Origin of the sequence: Nocardia sp. NPDC059195, assembly GCF_042754695.1 — a bacterium.
Classification (GTDB): domain Bacteria; phylum Actinomycetota; class Actinomycetes; order Mycobacteriales; family Mycobacteriaceae; genus Nocardia.
The window spans coordinates 42,899-62,747 of record NZ_JBHZBG010000022.1 but is presented as its reverse complement, the minus strand read 5'-3'; the positions used below and the strand labels follow the sequence as shown (position 1 = coordinate 62,747).

The window sequence follows — 19,849 nt, the reverse complement described above, 5'->3', positions numbered from 1 at the left end:
CCAGCGAGCGAATCAGCAACACCGCGTGCGGACGCGCATGACGAACCCGGGCGGCGGCGAGGTGCGGTCATGAGTGTTCTTCTGGTCGGTATTTCGCATCGGAGTGCCCCGGTCTCGGTGCTGGAGAAGGTCGCCATCAGTGACTCCGATCGGCCGAAGCTGGTGGATCGGCTGCTCGCCTCGAGCCATGTGTCCGAGGCGATGATCGTCTCCACCTGTAACCGGGTCGAGGTCTACGCGGTGGTCGACGCCTTCCACGGCGGCCTCGGTGAGGTGAGTGAGCTGCTCACCAAGCATTCAGGGCTGCCGCTCGGCGACCTGACCAGGCACGCGTACGTGCGCTACAGCGAGGCCGCGGCCGAGCATCTGTTCGCTGTCGCCAGCGGCCTCGACTCGATGGTCGTCGGCGAGCAGCAGGTGCTCAGCCAGATTCGCAGTGCCTATGCCAGCGCCGATGGGCAGCAGGCGGTCGGGCGCACACTGCACGAGCTGGCCCAGCACGGATTGCGAGTCGGTAAGCGGGTGCATTCGGAGACCGGGATCGACCGGGCCGGAGCCTCGGTGGTGTCGGTGGCGCTGGACCGGGCGCGCGGTGTCGTCGGCGATCTCGCCGGGCGGACCGCGGTGGTGGTCGGTGCGGGCGCGATGGGCGGACTGGCTGTCGCGCATCTGTCGCGGGCCGGGATCGGGCGCATCATCGTCGTCAACCGGACCCTCGAACGCGCGCAGCGCCTCGCCGAAACCGGGCGCACCATGCACGGTGTCGATGCCGAAGCGGTCGAGATGTCGCGGCTCACCGAGGCCATGGCCGGCACCGATGTCGTGGTCACCTGTACCGGCGCGGTCGGGTCCGTGGTGACCCTGGCCGACACCCATCGCGCGCTCGCGGACCGGGCCCGCACCGACGCCGCCGAGCGCCCGCTGGTCTTCTGCGACCTCGGCCTGCCCCGCGATGTGGAGCACGCCGTGGCAGGGCTGCCCGGCGTCGCCGTGATCGACATCGAATCGCTGCAGCGCGATCCGGCCGCGGGTGCCGCGGCCGACGACACCGCCGCCGCGCGCCTCATCGTCGCCGACGAACTCGCCAAATACCTTGCCGGGCAACGCATGGCGGAGGTCACCCCCACGGTGGCCGCACTGCGTCAGCGTGCCGCCGATGTGGTGGAGGCCGAACTGCTCCGCCTCGATTCGCGGCTGCCCGACCTGGCCGACCCGGCCCGCGACGAGGTGGCACGCACCGTGCGCCGCGTTGTCGACAAGCTGCTGCACGCGCCGACCGTGCGCGTGAAACAGCTGGCATCGACGCCGGGCGGCGACAGCTACGCCGAAGCATTGCGTGAGCTGTTCGAACTGAAACCCGGTGCGGTACAAGCGGTTGCCGCTCCGATGGAGGTCGCCGCGGGCGAGTCCGCGCTGGCCGACGACTTCACCGCAGGCCACCTCGACGATGGGCCGTCACGCTTGACCGAGTCAAGACCCGACACAGGCAGCATGCGAAACCACGCAGCGCCGCTCGGGCATGCGCAGGAGGAAACCGCATGACCACGACAGTGCAGGAAGAGGACACCGTGACCGCAGGCAGCACCAGTGCGCCGTGGCGGATCGGCACGCGCGGCAGCCTGCTCGCGCTGACACAGGCGGGCACCATCCGTGATGCGCTGATCGCGGCGGGGCAGCCCGCCGAACTGGTGGTCATCAAGACACCGGGCGATCTGTCGTCGGATCCGGTACAGAAGATCGGTGTCGGGGTGTTCACCTCCGCGCTGCGCGACGAGCTCGCCGCCGGCGGCATCGACATCGCGGTGCATTCCTATAAAGACCTCCCCACCGCGCAGGACCCGCGCTTCACCATCGCCGCGATCCCACCCCGCGAGGACCCGCGCGACGCGCTGGTGGCTCGCGACGGCATGGTCCTCGGCGAGTTGCCGGCCGGTGCCCGCGTGGGAACCTCGGCCCCGCGCCGTGCCGCGCAGCTGCGCGCACTCGGTCTCGGCCTCGACATCCTTCCGCTGCGCGGCAATATCGACTCCCGCCTGCGCAAGGTGAGCGAGGGCGAACTCGATGCCATCGTCATCGCCCGCGCCGGCCTGTGCCGGATCGGGCGCACCGACGAGATCACCGAATCGCTCGAACCGGTGCAGATGCTGCCCGCACCCTCGCAGGGCGCCCTCGCGGTCGAATGCCGCAGTGACGACCCGCAATTGATCGAGATACTCGCCGGTCTGGACGATGCCGCGACCAGAGCCGCGGTGCTCGCCGAGCGTTCGCTGCTCGGTGAGCTCGAGGCAGGCTGCACCGCACCGATCGGAGCGCTCGCCGAGATCGTCGAGTCGATCGACGAGGACGGCCGGATCTTCGACGAACTCTCGCTGCGCGCCTGTGCTGCCGCGATCGACGGCTCCGATGTCCTTCGCGCCTCGATCGTCGGCGCGCCGAAAGACGCGGCCGAACTCGGTCGCACGCTGGCGCGCGAACTGCTGGACCTGGGTGCTCGCGCATTGCTGAGCGTCACAGACGAACCGGCGCCCACCGACTTCACTAATTCCAGCCCGATGGAGAACAACCGATGAGCAGCAGCCGAGCTACCAAGAAGCAACCAGGGCGGATCCTTTTCGTCGGATCCGGCCCCGGCGACCCGGCCCTGCTGACCGTGCGTGCCCGTGACGTGCTCGAGCGGGCGATGCTGGCGTTCACCGACCCCGATGTCGACAAGGGCGTGCTCGCCCTGATCGGCATCGCCCACGAGGTGGGCGAGGACGGCGTGAGCCCGGTCGACGTGCGGCCCGCCCTCGGCGAACCCGCCGAGGTGGCCAAGACGCTGATCGCCGAGGCGCGCAACGGTCACGACGTGGTCCGCATCGTCACCGGCGACCCGTTGACCACCGATTCGGTGATCAACGAGGTCAACGCCGTCACCCGTTCGCACATGGTGTTCGAGGTGCTGCCCGGCCTGCCCAACGGCTCGGCCGTGCCCAGCTACGCGGGCATCGCGCTCGGCTCCGGGCACACCGAGGCCGATGTGCGCGGTGAGGTCGACTGGTCGGCGCTGGCCGCCGCCCCCGGCCCGCTGGTGCTGCACGCCACCTCCGGGCACCTGGCCGAGACCGCCAGCGCGCTGGTGGAACACGGCATGGCGCCGCAGACTCCGGTCGCGGTGACCGTGCGCGGCACCACCCGTCAGCAGCGCACCATCGAGGCCACCCTGGCCTCGCTGAACAACGCCGCTTCCGAACTGGTCGGCCCGCTGGTCGTCACGGTCGGCAAGGAAGTCGACAAGCGCGCCAAGATGTCGTGGTGGGAATCGCGTGCCCTCTACGGCTGGACCGTTCTCGTGCCGCGCACCAAGGATCAGGCGGGCGAGATGAGCGAGCGGCTCGTCACCCACGGCGCCATCCCGATCGAGGTGCCGACGATCGCGGTGGAGCCGCCGCGCAGCCCCGCCCAGATGGAACGGGCGGTCAAGGGCCTGGTCGACGGCCGCTACCAGTGGGTGGTGTTCACCTCCACCAACGCCGTACGCGCGGTGTGGGAGAAGTTCGCCGAGTTCGGTCTCGACGCTCGCGCGTTCTCCGGTGTGAAGATCGCCTGCGTCGGTGAGGCCACCGCGGAGAAGGTGCGCTCCTTCGGCATCAACCCCGAACTGGTGCCGAGTGGCGAACAGTCCTCCGAGGGCCTGCTCGCCGACTTCCCGCCCTACGACGACGTGTTCGACCCGGTGAACCGGGTGCTGTTGCCCCGCGCCGACATCGCCACCGAGACGCTGGCCGAGGGCCTGCGTGAGCGCGGCTGGGAGATCGACGACGTCACCGCCTACCGCACGGTGCGCGCCTCGCCGCCGCCCGCGGAGACCCGCGAGATGATCAAGACCGGCGGTTTCGACGCGGTGCTGTTCACCTCGTCCTCCACGGTCCGCAACCTGGTCGGCATCGCGGGCAAGCCGCACGCCCGCACCATCGTGGCCTGCATCGGCCCGAAGACCGCCGAGACCGCGATCGAGTTCGGTCTGCGCGTGGACGTGCAGCCCGAGTCGGCTCAGGTCGGCCCACTGGTGGAGGCACTGGCCGAGCACGCGTCGCGCCTGCGCGCCGAGGGCCTGCTGCCGCCGCCGCGCAAGAAGAGTCGCCGCAGCAGCAGCCGCTGATCTGCGCAGATACCCCGAAAGCCCGCCCGCGACGGCGGGCTTTCGGCGTATCAGGGTCATCGGCTGTAGCGCAGCAGCGTGCGCACCAGCCGACAGGTGGCATCCGACGGCGGGCGGATGTCGATCTTCTCGGCGGTGCGCCGAATCGTCTCGTTGGTGGCCTGATTGGGTAGGTACACACCGGAATCCAGCAGCGCGATCGTCAACCGCATGGCCTTGAGCCGACGATTGTGCGCCACATACCAGCGGCGCGGACGGCCCGCGGGCAGCCGCTTCTTCTCGAGCGGTACATACGGCGCGGTGATGAAAGTGGTCTGAGCGGCAATGGCATTCATTCGGCGTCCTCCCGTTGCGTTTGGGTCCCGCCCCCGATCGTCGGAACCCTCGAACACGCTTTCGATTATAGCGAGAGGTACCGACAGGTTTCGTCGGTCTCGCGCGGAAGCCATTGAGCTCCAGTGGGTTTCGATGTTATCCACAGGTTCGCCGGGACCGGTCGCCGACCTCGGTGAAGCGCCGCCGGTGGCGATTCACCAGTAGCTGTCGGACCGCTGTGGTCAGTGGCAACACAACCCGAGGTGGAGGCGATGACGGTGGCGGAGATCGACAACCAGGGTTGGAGTTCCGCCGGTCCGTCCCGATCTTCGCTACCGGGTGTGGGCCAGTGCGCCGCCTTCAGGGGGGTGGTGAATGCCCACGCGGGAGGCCCGCCAAGGCCGGGTGTGCTCTGAACGCGATGGTCCTGCATAGCTTTCGCGACCAGGTGATTCCCGGTGGCTGGTTTGTTGTCGTACCTCGGTGCGACACTGTGGGTTATGCAGTTGCGATATAACTTCCGCGTCTACCCCACGGTGGGGCAGCAACGGTCGTTGGCGCAAGCATTCGGTTGTGCCCGGGTCGTGTTCAACGACGCCCTGGCCATCCGGCAGCAGGCGTTCCGGGAGGGGCGCCGGGTTAGTGATGCGGAGCTGTCGAAGTTGTTGACGGAGTCGAAGAAGACCCCGCAACGATTGTGGCTGGCAGAAGTGTCGGCGGTGGTGCTGCAGCAGGCCCTGGCTGATCTGAATACCGCGTACCGGAACTTCTTCGGCTCGGTCACCGGCGCACGGAAGGGCGGCAAGGTCGCGCCACCGCGTTTCCGGTCTCGCAAGGACAATCGGCAGGCTATCCGGTTCACGAAGAACGCCCGATTCGCGGTCACGGCCGGCCGAAAGTTGCGTTTGCCGAAGATCGGGGACGTCGCGGTTCGCTGGTCGCGGGATCTGCCGTCGGATCCGTCGAGTGTGACCCTCGTGAAGGACGCGGCAGGCCGGTATTTCGCGTCGTTCGTGGTGGAGGTGGACGAGCAGCCATTGCCTGTGTCGGATTCCGAGGTTGGTATCGATCTGGGTTTGACGACGTTCGCGGTGTTGTCGAGCGGCAAGACGATCGATAATCCGAGGTTCTTGCGCCGCGCGGAACGCACGCTCCGCAAGGCACAACAAATGTTGTCCTGCAAGGAGAAAGGCGGCAAGAACCGGGCAAAAGCGCGTGTCAAGGTCGCTCGGGCGCATGCGAGAGTGGCTGATACGCGCAGGGATTGGGCGCATAAGCAGTCCACGATGATCATCCGTGACAACCAAGCGGTGTTCGTCGAGGATTTGTGCGTGAAAGGTCTCGCGCGCACCCGGTTGGCGAAGTCGGTCCATGATGCCGGGTGGGGCATGTTCATCCGGATGCTCGAGGAGAAAGCGGCCCGGTATGGTCGGGCATTCTTGAAGGTGGACCGGTTCTTTCCGTCGTCTCGGTTGTGTTCGGTATGTGGGGTGGTCAGTGGCAAGAAGCCGTTGCATGTGCGCGAGTGGTCGTGCGTGTGTGGCGCTGTCCACGACCGGGATCTCAATGCCGCGATGAATATTCACGCCGCAGGACGTGCGGAGTGGTTAAACGCCTGTGGAGGGGCCGTAAGTCCTGCCGCGTAGCGGTAGGCGAGTCCCTGTGAAGCAGGAACCCACCGAGAGTGCTCGTCAGGGCGCTGGTAGGAAACCCCGGGTCTTCAGGCCGGGGAGGACGTCAACTTCGAGCAGATTCTGGGCGAACGGGCCCGTGGGTCCGAGCCGCTGTAGGCGCTGCAGCGAGCATCAGGGCACAGGCGTATTCTGCGGGCTATGACCGCTTTCGACCGCCCGCGGCGGTTGCGCAGGACACCCGCATTGCGTCGACTCGTCGCCGAAACCACGCTGCAGCCGCGTCAGCTCGTGCTGCCGATGTTCGTGGCCGATGGCCTCGACGAGCCGCGGGAGATCAGCTCGATGCCGGGGGTGTATCAGCACTCACTCGACTCCCTGCGCAAGGCCGCCGTGGAGTCGGTGGCCGCCGGGGTCGGCGGGCTGATGTTGTTCGGGGTGCCGCTGCCGGAGGACAAGGACGCGACCGGTTCGCAGGCCAGTGATCCGAACGGAATCCTGAATCGTGGCCTGCGCGCGCTGGCCGAAGAGGTCGGCGACGCGACGGTCATCATGGCCGACACCTGTCTCGACGAATTCACCGATCACGGCCACTGTGGGGTGATCGGCGCCGACGGCGCGGTCGACAACGACGCCACCCTGCACCGCTACGTGGAGATGGCGCTGGCACAGGCCGACGCGGGCGCCGATCTGCTCGGCACCAGCGGCATGATGGACGGCCAGGTCGGCGCCATCCGGCGCGGCCTGGACGCGGTCGGGCGCACCGACACCGCCATCCTCGCCTACGCGGCCAAGTACGCCTCGGCTTTCTACGGCCCGTTCCGCGAGGCCGTCGGCTCGTCGCTGGAAGGCGATCGCCGCACCTACCAGCAGGATCCGGCCAACCGCCGCGAATCGCTGCGCGAACTCGACCTCGACCTCGCCGAGGGCGCCGACATCGTGATGGTGAAGCCCGCGATGTCCTACCTCGACATCCTGCGAGACGTGGCCGACCGCTCGACGGTCCCCGTCGCGGCCTATCAGATCTCCGGCGAGTACGCGATGATCACCGCCGCCGCTGAGCGTGGCTGGATCGACCGCAGGGCCTCGATCCTGGAGTCGCTGATCGGCATCCGGCGGGCAGGCGCGGACATCGTGCTCACCTACTGGGCGACCGAGGCGGCACACTGGCTGTCGTGATCGTTCCACCGAACAAACCCGAAACCCTTCCCATGCCCGAAGACGTCGGCACCGCCCGTCAATTGTGGTGGGCAATCGCAGGCCTCGGTGTCATCTACACCCTGGCCAGCGTCTTCACTATGACCGGGGAGCGCGACAAGCTCAGCAAGCAGTTCCTCGACGAGATGCACAAGTCGGATCCGAACTTCCCCGCGTCGACCGTCGACGTGATGGTGCTGGTGGCGTTCGGGCTGACCGCGCTGGTCGGCGTGCTCCTGGCCGGGGTCACCGTGGCCATCGCGCAGCAGCTCGGCCGCGGCAAGAGCTGGGCGCGCACGGTGCTCACGGTCGTCGCGGTCTGGCTCGGACTCGGTGCGATCGCGACCATGTTCACCTTCTCCGCCGTCGCCAATCCCGCGACGATCGTGGCGGGTGGCTCGGCGATCGTGCAGGGCGTGCTGGCCGCGGGTGCTGCGTTCCTGAGCTACCGGCCGGAGTCGACGAAGTACTTCCAGTCCAACCGGAAGTGACACTGCGCAGTGTATGGTGAGGATTGTCACACCGGCTGAACGCCGGGGGAGCGGAGGCAATGATGCGCGTGGTGATCGAGCAACCACACAGCCTGCGACGCGACCTGTTGGTCATCGGGTTGATGGTTGTGCTCACCATCGCGGTCATCGCGCTGCTTCTGGCACCGAGCCTGGTCGGCTGATTCCCTCTCGCCCCTGGCAGGATCTCAGGAATGAGACGCTGGATCGCGCTGTTCGAACTCGGCTTCGCCGTGCTCTTCCTGGCTTGCGCGGTCGTCAGCTGGCGTGCCGCACGGCGCACGACAGAATTCGCGGGCACCGATGAGCACCCCGGGTTCGCGGCGGTGCGCTATGTGCCGCCGTTGCTGTTGCTCGCCTGTGCGCTGGTGACCGTGAGTGGGGTGCTGGTGATCGATGCCCTCACCAGGATCTACCGCAGATCTGTAGCACGGCGCGGCATCGAACCGATGATCTAGAGGAAGCCGAATTCCGATGTGCGCGTGGGGGTTCGGGACACGAGTTCGCACCGCGGGCTCCCTCGAGGAGGAATCGATGACCAGACTGACCGCAGGAATCTGTACCGTCGCCGCCGCCGTGGCGACGATCGCGCTGGCCGTGGCGCCCGCTCAGGCGGCCCCCGGCCTGCCGCTCACCCCGATGATCGCCGAGCCGGCCGCCGACGGTTTCGCCCCGGAGACCGGCTCTAGCGGGATCTACAACGGCATCATGTGCCAGCTGCACACGATCTCCGCCGAAGTGCCCTGCATGTACACGTAAGTCAGCCGGTCCACTGCTGATAGACGTCGACGACGCGGCCGCCGCGCGTGCCTGGCACGTTCAGGAAAACGGTGACGGTGCCGTCGGGATGAGCCGCGGCCTCCGTCACCACCTGACGCAAGGTGGCACGGATGCCGCCGTCGGCGTCACGGTACAGATCGGTATCGGTGTGTAGACCCGCGCCGATCCGATTGGCGGGCACCAACATCGCGGTGATCGCGGGAATCGGCCCCGACCCGAGTGCCACGGTTTCCTCGTGGTTGAGCTGGGCACCGATCCGATCGGGCTGGACCTGTGGTGCGAAGGCGGTGGCCGAACCCGCGCCGAGGAGCACTCCCGCCATGACGAACCCCGTGCCAAGGGCAGTGCTGGTGACGCCGAAACGCATGAAATACCCTCTCGCTGATAGCTGATTTCCCGGTGGCTCAGGTGCTGAGCCGCCCGGAGCGTAGTCGCAGGCCAATGGGCCTAGATCGAATTCTTTTGCCGATAGGGGCGGCGTGTCGGGCGTGTCGTCGGTGGGTCGCTGCGGTCTGGGTCACTGTGCTCCACCCTGTCGTCCGGCGTGCCGAGGCGAACTGAGACACTGGAATCCGTGAGTCTTACGCAGGTACCGGTTTCGGCCCAGCTCTTCGAGCGGGCGGCCGCCGTGATCCCGGGTGGCGTCAATTCCCCGGTTCGTGCGTTCAACTCGGTGGGCGGTACGCCACGGTTCATCACCTCCGCGAGCGGCTACACGCTCACCGACGCCGACGGCAACGACTACGTCGATCTGGTGTGCTCATGGGGGCCGATGATCCTCGGTCACGCCCACCCCGCCGTCGTCGAGGCCGTGCGGAAGGCCGCGACGAGCGGACTGTCGTTCGGTGCGCCGACCGAGGCCGAGATCGAGCTGGCCGAGGCCATCGCCGCCCGCGTCGAACCCGTCGAGCGGGTCCGCCTGGTGAACTCCGGTACCGAGGCCACGATGAGCGCGGTCCGCTTGGCCCGCGGCTTCACCGGTCGATCCAAGATCATCAAATTCTCCGGTTGCTACCACGGCCACGTCGACGCACTGCTGGCCGACGCGGGCTCCGGCGTGGCGACACTGGGTCTGCCCACCTCGCCCGGCGTCACCGGTGCGCAAGCCGCCGACACCATCGTGCTGCCCTACAACGACCTCGTCGCCGTCGCCGCCGCCTTCGAAGCGCACCCCGGTCAGATCGCGTGCGTCATCACCGAGGCCGCCGCGGGCAATATGGGCGCGGTCGCGCCGCTGCCCGGCTTCAACGAGGGCCTGCGCACCCTCGCTCACGACAACGGTGCGCTGCTGATCATGGACGAGGTGATGACCGGTTTCCGCGTCAGCGCCTCGGGGTGGTACGGCCGCGAAGGCGTCGCCGGTGACCTCTACACCTTCGGCAAGGTGATGAGCGGTGGCCTGCCCGCCGCCGCGTTCGGCGGTCGCGCCGAGATCATGAACAACCTCGCCCCGCTCGGCCCGGTCTATCAGGCGGGCACGCTGTCCGGTAACCCTGTCGCCGTCGCGGCGGGCCTGGCGACGCTGCGCGCGGCCGACGACCAGGTGTACGCGGCACTGGACCGAAACGCCGATCGTCTCGGCTCGCTGTTCGCGAAAGCCCTGACAGAGGCCGGTGTCGAGCATCAAGTCCAGTTCGCAGGCAATATGGTGAGCGTGTTCTTCGCCGAGCGCCCGGTGACCGATTACGCCGCCGCCAAAGCGAGCCAGACCTGGCGCTACCCTGCCTTCTTCCACGCCCTGCTCGACGCGGGCGTGTACGCGCCGCCGAGCGCGTTCGAGGCATGGTTCGTCTCCGCGGCACTCGACGAGGACGCGTTCGACCGTATCGCCGCCGCTCTGCCCGCCGCCGCCCTCGCGGCCGCGGCCGCAACCCCCGAAGGATCCCCAGCGTGAGCTCCGACCAGCCCGACGCAGAATTCGCCCCAATCCCGGCGGATAGCGACGAGGCGCCCCATCCCGCCCCCGCCGCCGCGCCGCCCACCCTCGACGACGACCCGTCGAGCGTCGAAACCATCGTGCACGTGCTGCGCCACGGCGAGGTACACAACCCGAACGGCATCCTGTACGGCCGCCTGCCCGGCTTCAGTCTCTCGGTGGCGGGTCGCTCGCAGGCCGGTGCGGTCGCGCGCTCGCTGGCCGATCACGACATCGCGATGGTGATCGCCTCCCCGCTGCAGCGCGCTCAGGAAACCGCGGCGCCGATCGCGGCCGCGCACGACCTGATCGTGCGCACCGACGAGAACCTGATCGAAGCGGGCAACACCTTCGAGGGCCTGCGCGTCTCCGTCGGTGACGGCGCTCTGCGCAAGCCGCGGCACTGGTGGAAGCTGCGCGACCCGTTCACCCCGTCGTGGGGCGAGCCGTACCTGCAGATCGCGCATCGCATGCTGGCCGCGGTGAACAAGGCCCGCGTCGAGGCCGCCGGTCACGAGGTGGTGCTGGTCTCGCATCAGCTGCCGGTGTGGACACTGCGCCGATTCCTGCAGGGCCAGCGGTTATGGCACGACCCGCGCAACCGGCAGTGCTCGCTCGCGTCGCTGACCTCGCTGGTGTACCACGGCGACACGCTCGTCGACATCGTCTATTCCGAGCCCGCGGGCGCGTCGGATCCGTCGGTGCACGGCGCATGACTCGCTTGTCCTCATCGGGATCCGCCCGTGGCCGTCGGCCGCGGGCGCTGACCGCCGTGCTGTCCGCCCTGCTGGTGATCACCGTCGCGGCGGGCTGTTCGACGGGTACCGATGCGGTTGCCACCGGTGGCGGGACCTTCGAATTCGTCTCACCCGGTGGTAAAACGGAGATCTATTACGATCCGCCCGCGACGCGCGGGACGATCGGCACGCTCTCGGGGCCCGATCTGATGAACGAGGGAAAGACCGTTTCGGTCGACGATTTCCCGAACCAGATCGTGGTCGTGAACCTGTGGGGACAGTGGTGTGGCCCGTGCCGCGCCGAGTCGCCCGCGCTGGAAAAAGTCTTCGCGGCGACCAAAGATCAAGGCGTCGCGTTCCTGGGGATCAACGTCCGCGACCATCAGCGCGACAAAGCCCAGGACTTCGTAGTGGACAACAAGATCGAATACCCGTCCATCTACGACCCGTCGATGCGAACCTTGCTCGCCCTCGGCGGAAACTTTCCCACCAGTGTTATTCCGACCACGTTGATCCTGGATCGTCAGCACCGGGTCGCCGCGGTCTTCCTTCGCTCGCTATTGGCAGAAGACCTACAGCCCGTGGTCGAGCGCATCGCCGCCGAGGAGAAGCAGTGAGCCGTCGTCGTCCTGGAAATCTGACCGCGTGTCGCCCCCGTCAGGGCGCTCGCCGCATGGGTGCGGGCTGGACGGTCGATGACCGTTGGGCCGGCATCGCGACCGTCCCGCGCAGTGTCGCCGGTGCCGGTCTGTTCGATTTCGGCCCCGCTGAACCGGCCGAGACCGAGCGAACTCTGTCGTTGCCGCGCGACGAGCAGCATGACGAGGACACCACCGAGTGATGGTGCTCGCCGCAGTCGGGGATTCCTTCCAGCAGACGGCGGCATCGGGTCCGCTATTGCTGGCGCTGGGAGCCTGCCTGCTCGCGGGCCTGGTGTCGTTCGCTTCACCGTGTGTCGTGCCGCTCGTCCCCGGCTATCTGTCGTATCTGGCCGGGCTGGTCGGTGCCGAGGCGCCGCCTGCCACCAGCACGCAGGCAACGCTCACCGCGCAACGTCGTAGCGCGAAGATGCGGGTGGCCGGTGCCGCCGGACTATTCGTCGCCGGGTTCACGGTGGTGTTCGTGCTGGCCACAGCCACTGTTTTCGGCGTCATCCAGACCCTCAACGTGAATCGGGAACTACTGCAGCGCATCGGCGGTGTGGTGACGATCCTGATGGGTCTGGTGTTCATCGGCCTGGTCCCGGCCCTGCAGCGCGACACGCGGATGGAGCCGCGCAGGATCACCAGCATCCTCGGCGCGCCGCTGCTCGGCGGGGTGTTCGCGCTCGGCTGGACGCCGTGTCTGGGGCCGACGCTGTCGGGTGTGATGGCGGTGTCCGCGGGTACCGAGGGCACCACCGCTGTGCGCGGAGTGACGTTGATCGTCGCTTACTGCCTCGGCCTCGGGCTGCCCTTCGTGGTGCTGGCCTTCGGGTCGGCCGGTGCGTTGCGTGGAGTCGGCTGGCTGCGGCGCAATTCGCGCACCATTCAGGTAGTAGGGGGTGTTCTGCTCGTCGCCGTCGGCGTCGCACTGATCACGGGGGCATGGGATCAGTTCGTCAGCTGGGTGCGTGACGGGTTCGTCTCCGAGGTGACTCTTCCGATCTGATGACTGACACGCTGACCACTCCGACCACCCCCACCCCGCCCGTCCGGCAGTCGCTGCTGGGCCGGGCCTGGGCCCTGGTCCGGAATTCCTGGCGCGGCCTGACCAGCATGCGCACCGCACTGGTGCTGCTGTTCCTGCTCGCACTCGCCGCCATTCCCGGCGCGCTGCTGCCACAACGCAGTCTGAACACGCAGAAGGTCGAGCAGTACATCGCCGACCGCCCGACGCTGGGTCCGTGGATGGACCGGTTCGAGCTGTTCGACGTGTTCGGCAGCTTCTGGTTCACCGCCATCTACGTGTTGCTGTTCATCTCGCTGGTGGGTTGCATCCTGCCGCGCTGCTGGGACCACTACCGGGCGCTGCGCACCCCGCCGGTGCCTGCGCCGCGCAACCTCGGCCGGTTGCCGCACCACTTCAGCGAGACCGACGACCGCACTCCCGACGAGGTGATCGAGGCCGCCACAGCGCACATGCGCGGGTGGCGGACCGAGGTTCGCCCCGGTCAGCGCGACGGTGAGGTGACGCTGTCCGCGGAGAAGGGCTATCTGCGCGAGTTCGGCAACCTGGTGTTCCACCTGTCGCTGGTCGGCCTGCTGGTCGCGATCGCGCTGGGCAAGCTGCTCGGCTACGAGGGCAATGTCATCGTGATCGCCAACAACGGTCCCGGCTTCTGCACCACCTCGCCCGCGGTATTCGACTCCTTCCGCACGGGCAACACCAACGACGGCACCGGCTTGACGCCGCTGTGCGTCAAGGTGAAGGACTTCAAGGCCGACTATCTGCCCACCGGCCAGGCCGAGATGTTCCACTCGAACATCGAATATCAGGCAGGCGCAGATCTGGCCACCGACACGTGGCGCAGCACCGAGCTCCAGGTGAACCACCCGTTGCGCGTCGCCGGTGACCGCGTCTACCTGCAGGGCCATGGCTTCGCGCCCACGTTCACGGTCACCTTCCCCGACGGGCAGACCCGCACCGAGACCATCCAGTGGCGCCCCGACGACGCCCAGACCTTCCTGTCCAGCGGTGTACTGCGCATCGACCCGCCCGGCGGCATGTACGCCACCGACGAGGAACGCAGGCAGAACCAGATCGCCATCGAAGGCCTGTTCGCGCCGACCGCGATGTTCCACGGCAGCCTGCTCACCTCGGCGTTCCCCCGGATGGATGACCCGGCGGTGGCGATCGACGTCTATCGCGGCAATACCGGCCTCGACACCGGTCGCTCGCAGTCGCTGTTCTCGCTGGACCCGGAGATGATCAAGCAGGGTCGGTTGACCAAGGAAGCGCGGGTCAACCTGCGTCCCGGCGAGTCGACCACGTTGCCGAGCGGGGTGAAGGTCACCTTCGACGGTGCCGAGGAATTCGTCAACCTGCAGGTTTCGCACGACCCGGCCCAGCAGTGGGTGCTGGTGAGCGCGCTGACGATGATGGCCGGCCTGCTGGTATCGCTGTTGCTGAAACGGCGGCGGATCTGGATCCGGGCGTACCCGGTCGACGACCCAGCAGGTACCGTGGGTCAACGACGCACCGTAGTAGAGATGGGCGGCCTGGCCAGAAGCGATCAAGCCGGCTGGGGCGCCGAGTTCGACCGGCTGCGGACACGGCTGCTGGGAGCGGAGAAGTGATGCGCGCACTCGACATGGAGATGGAAGCCTGATGCAGATCGACGAAACGCTGGCACGCTATAGCGACTTCGCCTTCATGTCGGCCATCGCCATCTACACCCTGGCGACGGTGCTGCTCATCGTGCAGTACGCCTCGGCGCGGGCGAAGGCGGTCGTCGGCCGTGAACAGGGAACCACGATCGACCCGTCGTTGCCGGGCCGGATCGAGAGCCCCGCCGGAAAATCGCGGGCGGAGCGCTTCGGTGACATGGCGTTCTCGGTGCTCTCGGTCGGCGCGGTCCTGCACATCACCTCGATCGTGCTGCGCGGTTTCGCCACCCACCGCTTCCCGCTGGGCAACATGTACGAGTTCACCACCATGGCCACCGCGGCCGCCGTGGTGATCGGCCTGATCTTCCTGCGCGACCAGCGCTACCGCGCCATGTGGGCGTTCCTGCTGGTCCCCGTGCTGATCCTGATGTTCCTGGCAGGCACGATCCTCTACGCCGACGCCGCACCCGTGGTCCCCGCGCTGCGCTCGTTCTGGCTGCCGATCCACGTCACCATCGTCAGCATCGGCAGCGGCGTCTTCCTGGTCTCCGGCGTAGCCAGCCTGCTCTACCTGTTCCGCATGCGTCAGCCCGCGGGCGAGGAATCCACCAACATCCTCGGCACTATCGCCCGCCGCCTCCCCGACGCCCGCACCCTCGACCAACTGGCCTACAAAACCACCATCATCGGCTTCCCGCTCTTCGGCGCGGGCGTCATCCTCGGCGCCATCTGGGCCGAAGCCGCCTGGGGCCGCTTCTGGGGCTGGGACCCCAAGGAAACCTGTTCCTTCATCGCCTGGGTCCTCTACGCCGCCTACCTCCACGCCCGAGCCACTTCCGGCTGGCGAGACACCAAAGCCGCCTGGATCAACATCGCCGGCTTCGTCGCCATGCTCTTCAATCTCTTTATCATCAACATGGTGATCAGCGGCCTGCACAGCTATGCCGGATTGAACTGACCGATTGTGCCCAGGCGGTCCTGCCTGGATCGCGGACATACGTAAGGCCCAGAGCTCGCCAAGAGCTTCTGGGCCTTCGGTGTTCTGTGCCGCCTGATCAGCAGTAGTAGCAGATCTTGTTGGCGGGAAGTTCTACGTGGCAGTTCAGGCAGACCGGTTTGCGGAGCGGTTCGGGCTTGGGGATGGCCGCGGTGCGGCGTGCGGCGGAGGGGCGTTTGACGGCTGCCTCGGCGGCTTCGGCGGTGGCCAGATCCTGGGAGGTGGACTGGCGGATGGCGGCGACCTTCGGGGGGAGGGTGGGCAGGCCGCCGTCAGCGGGGAGGTCGGTGGCGTAGTGCTGGTAGCACTGCCAGCGGGCAGCGGCGGCGTGCATTTCGAGGTCGTCGGGGATCGGCAGGCCCGCGAGTTCGAGGATGTAGCGGTAGCCGGTGCCGACGGTCTGGTTCTTGCGTACACACAGCGCGCTCAGCGGTGGCTCATTGTTCTTGTGACAGTGCTCGGCGACCTTGTCCAGCACCACCGGCAGCCAGTGCTGCCACTTCACCGCGGTGCGGATGCCGGACTCTTCCTGCACCAGCTCGGCCAGCTCGGTGTTGACGATGAAGTTGTTGAACCTGGTGGCGGTGTCGGCCAGCACTTCGTGTGCGGCGCGAGTCCACTCCAACCGTGCCTCGGTGAACGTCACGGCGCTGCCGTCGGCCGCGCGCCAAGTGGTCGGGACAGAACCCTGCTGCACATCAATCACCGGAATACGTTATCTACCCAGCTCTTTCGCCGCACAACGGGGGTATGTGCGTCAGCTCACGGCGACGCGCATCGCGAGGTCACTCGGTGGGGCCGGAGTCGTCGCGTCGTTGTTTGCCGAGGCGCCAGAGGAATTCCGGATCGTCGTCAGGGCCGAGAACCGGTCTGCGCGTGGATGGGCCGGAATTCGGGCGGGGCATTTCGGGGCCGAACGCCTTCCAGCACAACACCGCAATGGCCACGATCGCGATGAGTGCCAATAGGTACGTCACGTCGCTCACCTCCTGCTATCGAGGGTAGCCGTGTCCGCACCGTGTGCACATCCGCAACGGGAGGGAAATTTTTGGCAAACGCGAGCCCGCGCTGGGCTCGCGTCGGCCGGCGAGTCAGCGGGGTGCTGCCTCGGTGGTGAGTGATCTGAGCAACTGCAGGACCTCGGACTCGCGGAAACGGCGATGTCCGCCCGGTGTGCGCAGCGAGCCGAGCCTGCCGGCATGAGCCCACCTGGTGACGGTCTTGGGGTCTACGTGGAACATGGCGGCCACTTGGCCTGGTGTCAGCAGAGTGTCCTGAAGGCCGACGGTGATCGCAGTCATAGCTAACCTCTCCGTTTCGACAGTTCCCTCATCAGTGGCGTCATCGTCGCACTGCGACCCCCATGTAGTCGAACCACCTACAGTTGGTAAAGGGGAAGTAATAGACAAAAGCCGCGAACGGGGCCGCATCGAAGGGATACGGGCCGTGGCCGGGCGTATCTCCGCCTTCGCTCCGGCCGGTGCGCGGCTGATGAACGAAGTCGCTTCGGCGCCCACTAGGCTGTACTCGTGAGTGAAGCAACAGGTCAGCAGGGCTCTGGCGCGGGGAAGCGACTGGTACGCAATCTCGCGCTCTACACGCTGGCTCGTCTCGGGCTGGTGGTGGCGATCGCCGCGCTGATCGTGGGCATCGCCAAGCTGGTCGGAGTCGATGTGCCGGTCATCGTCGCGGCGCTGTTCGCGTTGCTCGTCGCGATGCCGCTGTCGCTGACGCTGTTCAAGAAGCTGCGCGTGAAGGTGAACGAGGATATCGCCGTCGTCGACTCGCGCCGCCGCCAGGACAAGGCGCAGTTGCGGGCCCGCCTGCGGGGTGGCGACGACAGCAAATCGGCGTGAAGTACCTCGACCGCAGCGCCCCACGTGACTGGGTCGACAATGCCGTCCGGCTGATCGACGCCGACACCCAGCGCTCCGCCGACACCCATCTGCTGCGGTATCCACTGCCCGCCGATTGGCCGGTGCAGCTCTATCTCAAGGACGAATCCACCCACATCACCGGCAGCCTCAAGCACCGGCTGGCGCGATCGCTGTTCCTGTACGCGATCTGCAACGGCTGGGTGACCGAGGGTACGACCGTGGTCGAGGCGTCGTCGGGTTCGACGGCGGTGAGCGAGGCCTATTTCGCCAAGCTGCTCGGCCTGGACTTCGTCGCGGTGATGCCGGCCAGCACCTCGCCGCAGAAGGTCGCGCTCATCGAAGCGCAGGGCGGCCGATGTCATTTCGTCGATCGAGCACCGGACATGTACACCGAGGCCAAGCGTCTCGCCGCCGAATCCGGCGGGCATTTCATGGATCAGTTCACCCACGCCGAGCGGGCCACCGACTGGCGCGGCAACAACAACATCGCCGAATCCATCTTCGAACAGCTGGCGCTGGAGAACCACCCGGTGCCGGAGTGGATCGTGGTCGGCGCGGGTACCGGCGGCACCAGCGCGACGATCGGGCGCTACATCCGCTATCGCAGGCACGCGACGCGCCTGGCCGTGGTCGACCCGGAGCATTCGGCGTTCTACGGCGGCTACGAGACCGGCGACGCGGGCTATGAGACCGGAATGCCTTCGCGCATCGAGGGTATCGGCCGTCCCCGCGTGGAACCGTCATTCGTCGGCCAGGTGGTCGACCGGATGATCGTGGTGCCCGACGCGGCCTCGATCGCCACCGCCCGCCACGCGAGCACCGCGCTCGGCCGCCGCGTCGGCGGCTCGACCGGCACGAACCTCTGGGGCGCCTTCCACCTCGTCGCAGAACTGGTCGCGGCGGGCCGCAGCGGCAGCGTGGTCACCCTGCTCTGCGATGGCGGCGACCGGTACGCGGGCACCTACTTCAACGACGACTGGGTGTCGGCCCAGAACATCGATCTCACCGGTCCGGCCGAGATCCTCGCCGAATTCGCGACCACGGGTCGCTGGAACGGCTGACATCACCCGCACCACTCCTCGGGGCTCTTCCACGCCTACTGGTGTCAATTTTTGTTGACAAATTGGTGATCGTCAATCAAAATTGACGGCATGACCGATGCAACAACCCTCGCCTCAGCGGCAGGCAATCCCGACCCCGCGGTCGGGCTGCGCGCTGTGCTCGCACTGCGCAGATTGGCCGACCGCCTCGAAACGATCCAGGTGGCCAACGCCAGAGCCAACGGATGGTCGTGGCAGGCCATCGCCGAGGCGCTCGAGGTGAGCAAGCAGGCGGTCCATCAGAAACACAATCGGAAAGGTGGAACCCGCTGATGTTCGAGAAATTCAGCCGCGAGGCCAGGGCCGCGGTGGTCAGTGCCCAGGACGACGCCAAGGAACTCGGCGCGAATCGGATCGGACCGGAGCATGTGCTGCTCGGCACCCTGTCCAACGCCGAACCCGCCCTCCGGACAGTGCTCGACGCGCGTGCCATCACCGCCGACGGTGTGCGCACCGCCCTCGCCGCCCGCACGGGCGAACCGCCGCTGGGCGCCGATGACGCGCAGGCCCTGCGCTCGATCGGCATCGACCTGGACGCGGTCCAGGCCAGCATCGCCGAGAACTTCGGACCGCAGGCCTGGGACCAGGCCGAACCGGAGGTCAAACGTGGCATGCTCGGCCGGCTGCTCGGCTCCGGGCACATCCCGTTCACCGGCACGGCCAAGAAGACGCTCGAACTCGCTCTGCGTGAGGCGATCCACCGCAAGGATCGCGAGATCACCTCGACCTACCTGCTGCTCGGAATTCTGCGCGGAGCGGACCGAGCCACCATCGACCTGCTCGGCGGGGGCGATGCGGTGTCGGGTTTACGCACAGATCTCTACGCGATGCTCGACCGCGCCGCGTGAATTCCCCTTCGGGTGTGTGTCAGACCCGCCGCAATGTCCGTTTCCGGGCCTAGCATTGCGTGTATGCAACTAGCAATCCGGTTGGTCATCAACGCCATAGCCATTTGGGCTGCGGTCGCGTGGATCGACAAGATCGATGTCATCGTGCCGCCCGAGTGGCAATCGGAGTGGGGCAACTGGGGCAAGGCTCTGGTCCTGCTCATCGTCGCGCTCGTATTCACGGCGGTCAATGCCGTGATCAAGCCGATCGTGAAACTCCTGTCGCTGCCGTTCGTGATCCTCACGCTCGGCCTGTTCCTGCTGGTGGTGAACGCGGGAATGCTGTGGCTCACCGCCAAGATCACCGAGATCACCGACTACGGTCTGCGGGTCGACGGCTTCTGGGCAGCTCTCTGGGGCGGCGTGATCATCACGCTGGTCAACTGGGTGCTCGGCATCCTGGTGCCGGACGGCGACTAGCCAGCCGGCTTACGCATCGTCTCCAGCGAACGCTG

26 protein-coding genes are annotated in these 19,849 nt (G+C 67.3%); 21 read left to right on the top strand and 5 right to left on the bottom strand.

Annotated elements, in window-relative coordinates; genetic code table 11:
- The first annotated feature begins 69 nt into the window (after window positions 1-69).
- From ACFXKN_RS24520 to ACFXKN_RS24510, 3 genes are read left to right on the top strand one after another with little or no spacing between them, the layout of a single operon-like run.
- Entirely contained in the window at window positions 70-1,542 is a 1,473-nt protein-coding gene (locus tag ACFXKN_RS24520; RefSeq protein WP_378941271.1) for a glutamyl-tRNA reductase, read from the top strand.
- A complete protein-coding gene (gene hemC / locus ACFXKN_RS24515) occupies window positions 1,539-2,570 on the top strand; it encodes a hydroxymethylbilane synthase (protein ID WP_378941265.1) in 1,032 nt (343 codons plus the stop codon). Before ACFXKN_RS24520 ends, hemC begins: the two co-directional genes overlap by 4 nt.
- Window positions 2,567-4,141, top strand: a complete 1,575-nt coding sequence (locus tag ACFXKN_RS24510) for a uroporphyrinogen-III synthase (protein ID WP_378941256.1) — start codon at window positions 2,567-2,569, stop codon at window positions 4,139-4,141. The genes hemC and ACFXKN_RS24510 overlap by 4 nt, the downstream gene beginning before the upstream one ends.
- Window positions 4,142-4,197: 56 nt before the next feature.
- Here the strand turns inward: ACFXKN_RS24510 and ACFXKN_RS24505 are convergent, their stop codons facing one another.
- Complete coding sequence (locus ACFXKN_RS24505) at window positions 4,198-4,476, bottom strand: hypothetical protein (protein ID WP_062988789.1); 279 nt, start codon at window positions 4,474-4,476, stop codon at window positions 4,198-4,200.
- A 480-nt stretch (window positions 4,477-4,956) separates the two neighbouring features.
- On the opposite strand from ACFXKN_RS24505, the gene ACFXKN_RS24500 reads away from it, so the two are divergent.
- The 6 genes from ACFXKN_RS24500 to ACFXKN_RS24475 all read left to right on the top strand — a co-directional run bounded on the left by ACFXKN_RS24500 (window position 4,957) and on the right by ACFXKN_RS24475 (window position 8,552).
- Entirely contained in the window at window positions 4,957-6,102 is a 1,146-nt protein-coding gene (locus ACFXKN_RS24500) for an RNA-guided endonuclease InsQ/TnpB family protein (RefSeq protein WP_379433933.1), read from the top strand.
- A gap of 186 nt (window positions 6,103-6,288) precedes the next feature.
- Window positions 6,289-7,266, top strand: a complete 978-nt coding sequence (gene hemB / locus ACFXKN_RS24495; RefSeq protein ID WP_379433913.1) for a porphobilinogen synthase — start codon at window positions 6,289-6,291, stop codon at window positions 7,264-7,266.
- Window positions 7,263-7,775 (top strand): hypothetical protein, encoded by a 513-nt coding sequence (locus ACFXKN_RS24490; protein WP_379433912.1) that lies wholly within the window; start codon window positions 7,263-7,265, stop codon window positions 7,773-7,775. Before hemB ends, ACFXKN_RS24490 begins: the two co-directional genes overlap by 4 nt.
- Window positions 7,776-7,834: 59 nt before the next feature.
- Window positions 7,835-7,957 (top strand): hypothetical protein, encoded by a 123-nt coding sequence (locus ACFXKN_RS24485; RefSeq protein ID WP_378941239.1) that lies wholly within the window; start codon window positions 7,835-7,837, stop codon window positions 7,955-7,957.
- A 30-nt stretch (window positions 7,958-7,987) separates the two neighbouring features.
- Window positions 7,988-8,251 carry a hypothetical protein gene (locus ACFXKN_RS24480; RefSeq protein ID WP_379433911.1) on the top strand — a complete coding sequence of 88 codons (264 nt, stop codon included), beginning with the start codon at window positions 7,988-7,990 and terminating at the stop codon, window positions 8,249-8,251.
- A gap of 76 nt (window positions 8,252-8,327) precedes the next feature.
- Complete coding sequence (locus ACFXKN_RS24475; RefSeq protein WP_378941231.1) at window positions 8,328-8,552, top strand: hypothetical protein; 225 nt, start codon at window positions 8,328-8,330, stop codon at window positions 8,550-8,552.
- A 1-nt stretch (window position 8,553) separates the two neighbouring features.
- Here ACFXKN_RS24475 and ACFXKN_RS24470 read toward each other — a convergent pair whose 3' ends face one another.
- Entirely contained in the window at window positions 8,554-8,940 is a 387-nt protein-coding gene (locus ACFXKN_RS24470; RefSeq protein ID WP_378941228.1) for a hypothetical protein, read from the bottom strand.
- A gap of 198 nt (window positions 8,941-9,138) precedes the next feature.
- On the opposite strand from ACFXKN_RS24470, the gene hemL reads away from it, so the two are divergent.
- From hemL to ccsB, 7 genes are all read left to right on the top strand, one after another.
- Complete coding sequence (gene hemL / locus ACFXKN_RS24465; RefSeq protein ID WP_379433932.1) at window positions 9,139-10,467, top strand: glutamate-1-semialdehyde 2,1-aminomutase; 1,329 nt, start codon at window positions 9,139-9,141, stop codon at window positions 10,465-10,467.
- A gap of 119 nt (window positions 10,468-10,586) precedes the next feature.
- Window positions 10,587-11,204: a histidine phosphatase family protein gene (locus ACFXKN_RS24460; protein WP_378943160.1), complete on the top strand. Its 618-nt coding sequence runs from the start codon at window positions 10,587-10,589 to the stop codon at window positions 11,202-11,204.
- Entirely contained in the window at window positions 11,201-11,842 is a 642-nt protein-coding gene (locus ACFXKN_RS24455) for a TlpA disulfide reductase family protein (RefSeq protein ID WP_379433910.1), read from the top strand. Before ACFXKN_RS24460 ends, ACFXKN_RS24455 begins: the two co-directional genes overlap by 4 nt.
- Complete coding sequence (locus ACFXKN_RS24450; protein ID WP_378941193.1) at window positions 11,839-12,066, top strand: hypothetical protein; 228 nt, start codon at window positions 11,839-11,841, stop codon at window positions 12,064-12,066. Before ACFXKN_RS24455 ends, ACFXKN_RS24450 begins: the two co-directional genes overlap by 4 nt.
- The gene (locus ACFXKN_RS24445; protein WP_378943156.1) at window positions 12,066-12,875 is read left to right on the top strand and encodes a cytochrome c biogenesis CcdA family protein; all 810 of its coding nucleotides are present in this window, start codon (window positions 12,066-12,068) and stop codon (window positions 12,873-12,875) included. The genes ACFXKN_RS24450 and ACFXKN_RS24445 overlap by 1 nt, the downstream gene beginning before the upstream one ends.
- On the top strand, window positions 12,875-14,503 hold the full coding sequence (locus ACFXKN_RS24440; RefSeq protein WP_379433909.1) for a cytochrome c biogenesis protein ResB: 1,629 nt from the start codon (window positions 12,875-12,877) through the stop codon (window positions 14,501-14,503). Before ACFXKN_RS24445 ends, ACFXKN_RS24440 begins: the two co-directional genes overlap by 1 nt.
- A gap of 31 nt (window positions 14,504-14,534) precedes the next feature.
- Entirely contained in the window at window positions 14,535-15,491 is a 957-nt protein-coding gene (ccsB, locus tag ACFXKN_RS24435; protein ID WP_378941182.1) for a c-type cytochrome biogenesis protein CcsB, read from the top strand.
- Window positions 15,492-15,588: 97 nt separating this feature from the next.
- Here the strand turns inward: ccsB and ACFXKN_RS24430 are convergent, their stop codons facing one another.
- The 3 genes from ACFXKN_RS24430 to ACFXKN_RS24420 form a co-directional block, all read right to left on the bottom strand.
- Window positions 15,589-16,236 carry a hypothetical protein gene (locus ACFXKN_RS24430; protein ID WP_379433908.1) on the bottom strand — a complete coding sequence of 216 codons (648 nt, stop codon included), beginning with the start codon at window positions 16,234-16,236 and terminating at the stop codon, window positions 15,589-15,591.
- 79 nt (window positions 16,237-16,315) lie between these two features.
- A complete protein-coding gene (locus tag ACFXKN_RS24425; protein ID WP_379433907.1) occupies window positions 16,316-16,507 on the bottom strand; it encodes a hypothetical protein in 192 nt (63 codons plus the stop codon).
- 114 nt (window positions 16,508-16,621) lie between these two features.
- A complete protein-coding gene (locus tag ACFXKN_RS24420; protein WP_056814442.1) occupies window positions 16,622-16,831 on the bottom strand; it encodes a BldC family transcriptional regulator in 210 nt (69 codons plus the stop codon).
- Between the two features lie 228 nt (window positions 16,832-17,059).
- Here ACFXKN_RS24420 and ACFXKN_RS24415 point away from each other — a divergent pair, with 228 nt between their 5' ends.
- The 5 genes from ACFXKN_RS24415 to ACFXKN_RS24395 all read left to right on the top strand — a co-directional run bounded on the left by ACFXKN_RS24415 (window position 17,060) and on the right by ACFXKN_RS24395 (window position 19,814).
- Window positions 17,060-17,386 (top strand): DUF4229 domain-containing protein, encoded by a 327-nt coding sequence (locus ACFXKN_RS24415; protein ID WP_379433906.1) that lies wholly within the window; start codon window positions 17,060-17,062, stop codon window positions 17,384-17,386.
- Window positions 17,383-18,468 (top strand): PLP-dependent cysteine synthase family protein, encoded by a 1,086-nt coding sequence (locus ACFXKN_RS24410; RefSeq protein ID WP_379433905.1) that lies wholly within the window; start codon window positions 17,383-17,385, stop codon window positions 18,466-18,468. Before ACFXKN_RS24415 ends, ACFXKN_RS24410 begins: the two co-directional genes overlap by 4 nt.
- Window positions 18,469-18,558: 90 nt before the next feature.
- Window positions 18,559-18,780, top strand: coding sequence for a hypothetical protein (locus ACFXKN_RS24405; RefSeq protein ID WP_019049431.1), 222 nt, complete (start codon window positions 18,559-18,561; stop codon window positions 18,778-18,780).
- Window positions 18,780-19,355, top strand: coding sequence for a Clp protease N-terminal domain-containing protein (locus tag ACFXKN_RS24400; protein WP_378941172.1), 576 nt, complete (start codon window positions 18,780-18,782; stop codon window positions 19,353-19,355). The genes ACFXKN_RS24405 and ACFXKN_RS24400 overlap by 1 nt, the downstream gene beginning before the upstream one ends.
- A gap of 63 nt (window positions 19,356-19,418) precedes the next feature.
- A complete protein-coding gene (locus ACFXKN_RS24395; protein WP_378941170.1) occupies window positions 19,419-19,814 on the top strand; it encodes a phage holin family protein in 396 nt (131 codons plus the stop codon).
- Window positions 19,815-19,849 lie beyond the last annotated feature (35 nt).

What these genes read in the sequence shown, in the direction of transcription:
- ACFXKN_RS24520 (WP_378941271.1), top strand. Translation starts at nt 70, where the DNA reads ATGAGTGTTCTTCTGGTCGGTATTTCGCATCGGAGTGCCCCGGTCTCG.
- hemC (WP_378941265.1), top strand. Translation starts at nt 1,539, where the DNA reads ATGACCACGACAGTGCAGGAAGAGGACACCGTGACCGCAGGCAGCACC.
- ACFXKN_RS24510 (WP_378941256.1), top strand. Translation starts at nt 2,567, where the DNA reads ATGAGCAGCAGCCGAGCTACCAAGAAGCAACCAGGGCGGATCCTTTTC.
- ACFXKN_RS24505 (WP_062988789.1), bottom strand. Translation starts at nt 4,476, where the DNA reads ATGAATGCCATTGCCGCTCAGACCACTTTCATCACCGCGCCGTATGTA.
- ACFXKN_RS24500 (WP_379433933.1), top strand. Translation starts at nt 4,957, where the DNA reads ATGCAGTTGCGATATAACTTCCGCGTCTACCCCACGGTGGGGCAGCAA.
- hemB (WP_379433913.1), top strand. Translation starts at nt 6,289, where the DNA reads ATGACCGCTTTCGACCGCCCGCGGCGGTTGCGCAGGACACCCGCATTG.
- ACFXKN_RS24485 (WP_378941239.1), top strand. Translation starts at nt 7,835, where the DNA reads ATGATGCGCGTGGTGATCGAGCAACCACACAGCCTGCGACGCGACCTG.
- ACFXKN_RS24480 (WP_379433911.1), top strand. Translation starts at nt 7,988, where the DNA reads ATGAGACGCTGGATCGCGCTGTTCGAACTCGGCTTCGCCGTGCTCTTC.
- ACFXKN_RS24475 (WP_378941231.1), top strand. Translation starts at nt 8,328, where the DNA reads ATGACCAGACTGACCGCAGGAATCTGTACCGTCGCCGCCGCCGTGGCG.
- ACFXKN_RS24470 (WP_378941228.1), bottom strand. Translation starts at nt 8,940, where the DNA reads ATGCGTTTCGGCGTCACCAGCACTGCCCTTGGCACGGGGTTCGTCATG.
- ACFXKN_RS24455 (WP_379433910.1), top strand. Translation starts at nt 11,201, where the DNA reads ATGACTCGCTTGTCCTCATCGGGATCCGCCCGTGGCCGTCGGCCGCGG.
- ACFXKN_RS24445 (WP_378943156.1), top strand. Translation starts at nt 12,066, where the DNA reads ATGGTGCTCGCCGCAGTCGGGGATTCCTTCCAGCAGACGGCGGCATCG.
- ACFXKN_RS24440 (WP_379433909.1), top strand. Translation starts at nt 12,875, where the DNA reads ATGACTGACACGCTGACCACTCCGACCACCCCCACCCCGCCCGTCCGG.
- ccsB (WP_378941182.1), top strand. Translation starts at nt 14,535, where the DNA reads ATGCAGATCGACGAAACGCTGGCACGCTATAGCGACTTCGCCTTCATG.
- ACFXKN_RS24420 (WP_056814442.1), bottom strand. Translation starts at nt 16,831, where the DNA reads ATGACTGCGATCACCGTCGGCCTTCAGGACACTCTGCTGACACCAGGC.
- ACFXKN_RS24405 (WP_019049431.1), top strand. Translation starts at nt 18,559, where the DNA reads ATGACCGATGCAACAACCCTCGCCTCAGCGGCAGGCAATCCCGACCCC.
- ACFXKN_RS24400 (WP_378941172.1), top strand. Translation starts at nt 18,780, where the DNA reads ATGTTCGAGAAATTCAGCCGCGAGGCCAGGGCCGCGGTGGTCAGTGCC.
- ACFXKN_RS24395 (WP_378941170.1), top strand. Translation starts at nt 19,419, where the DNA reads ATGCAACTAGCAATCCGGTTGGTCATCAACGCCATAGCCATTTGGGCT.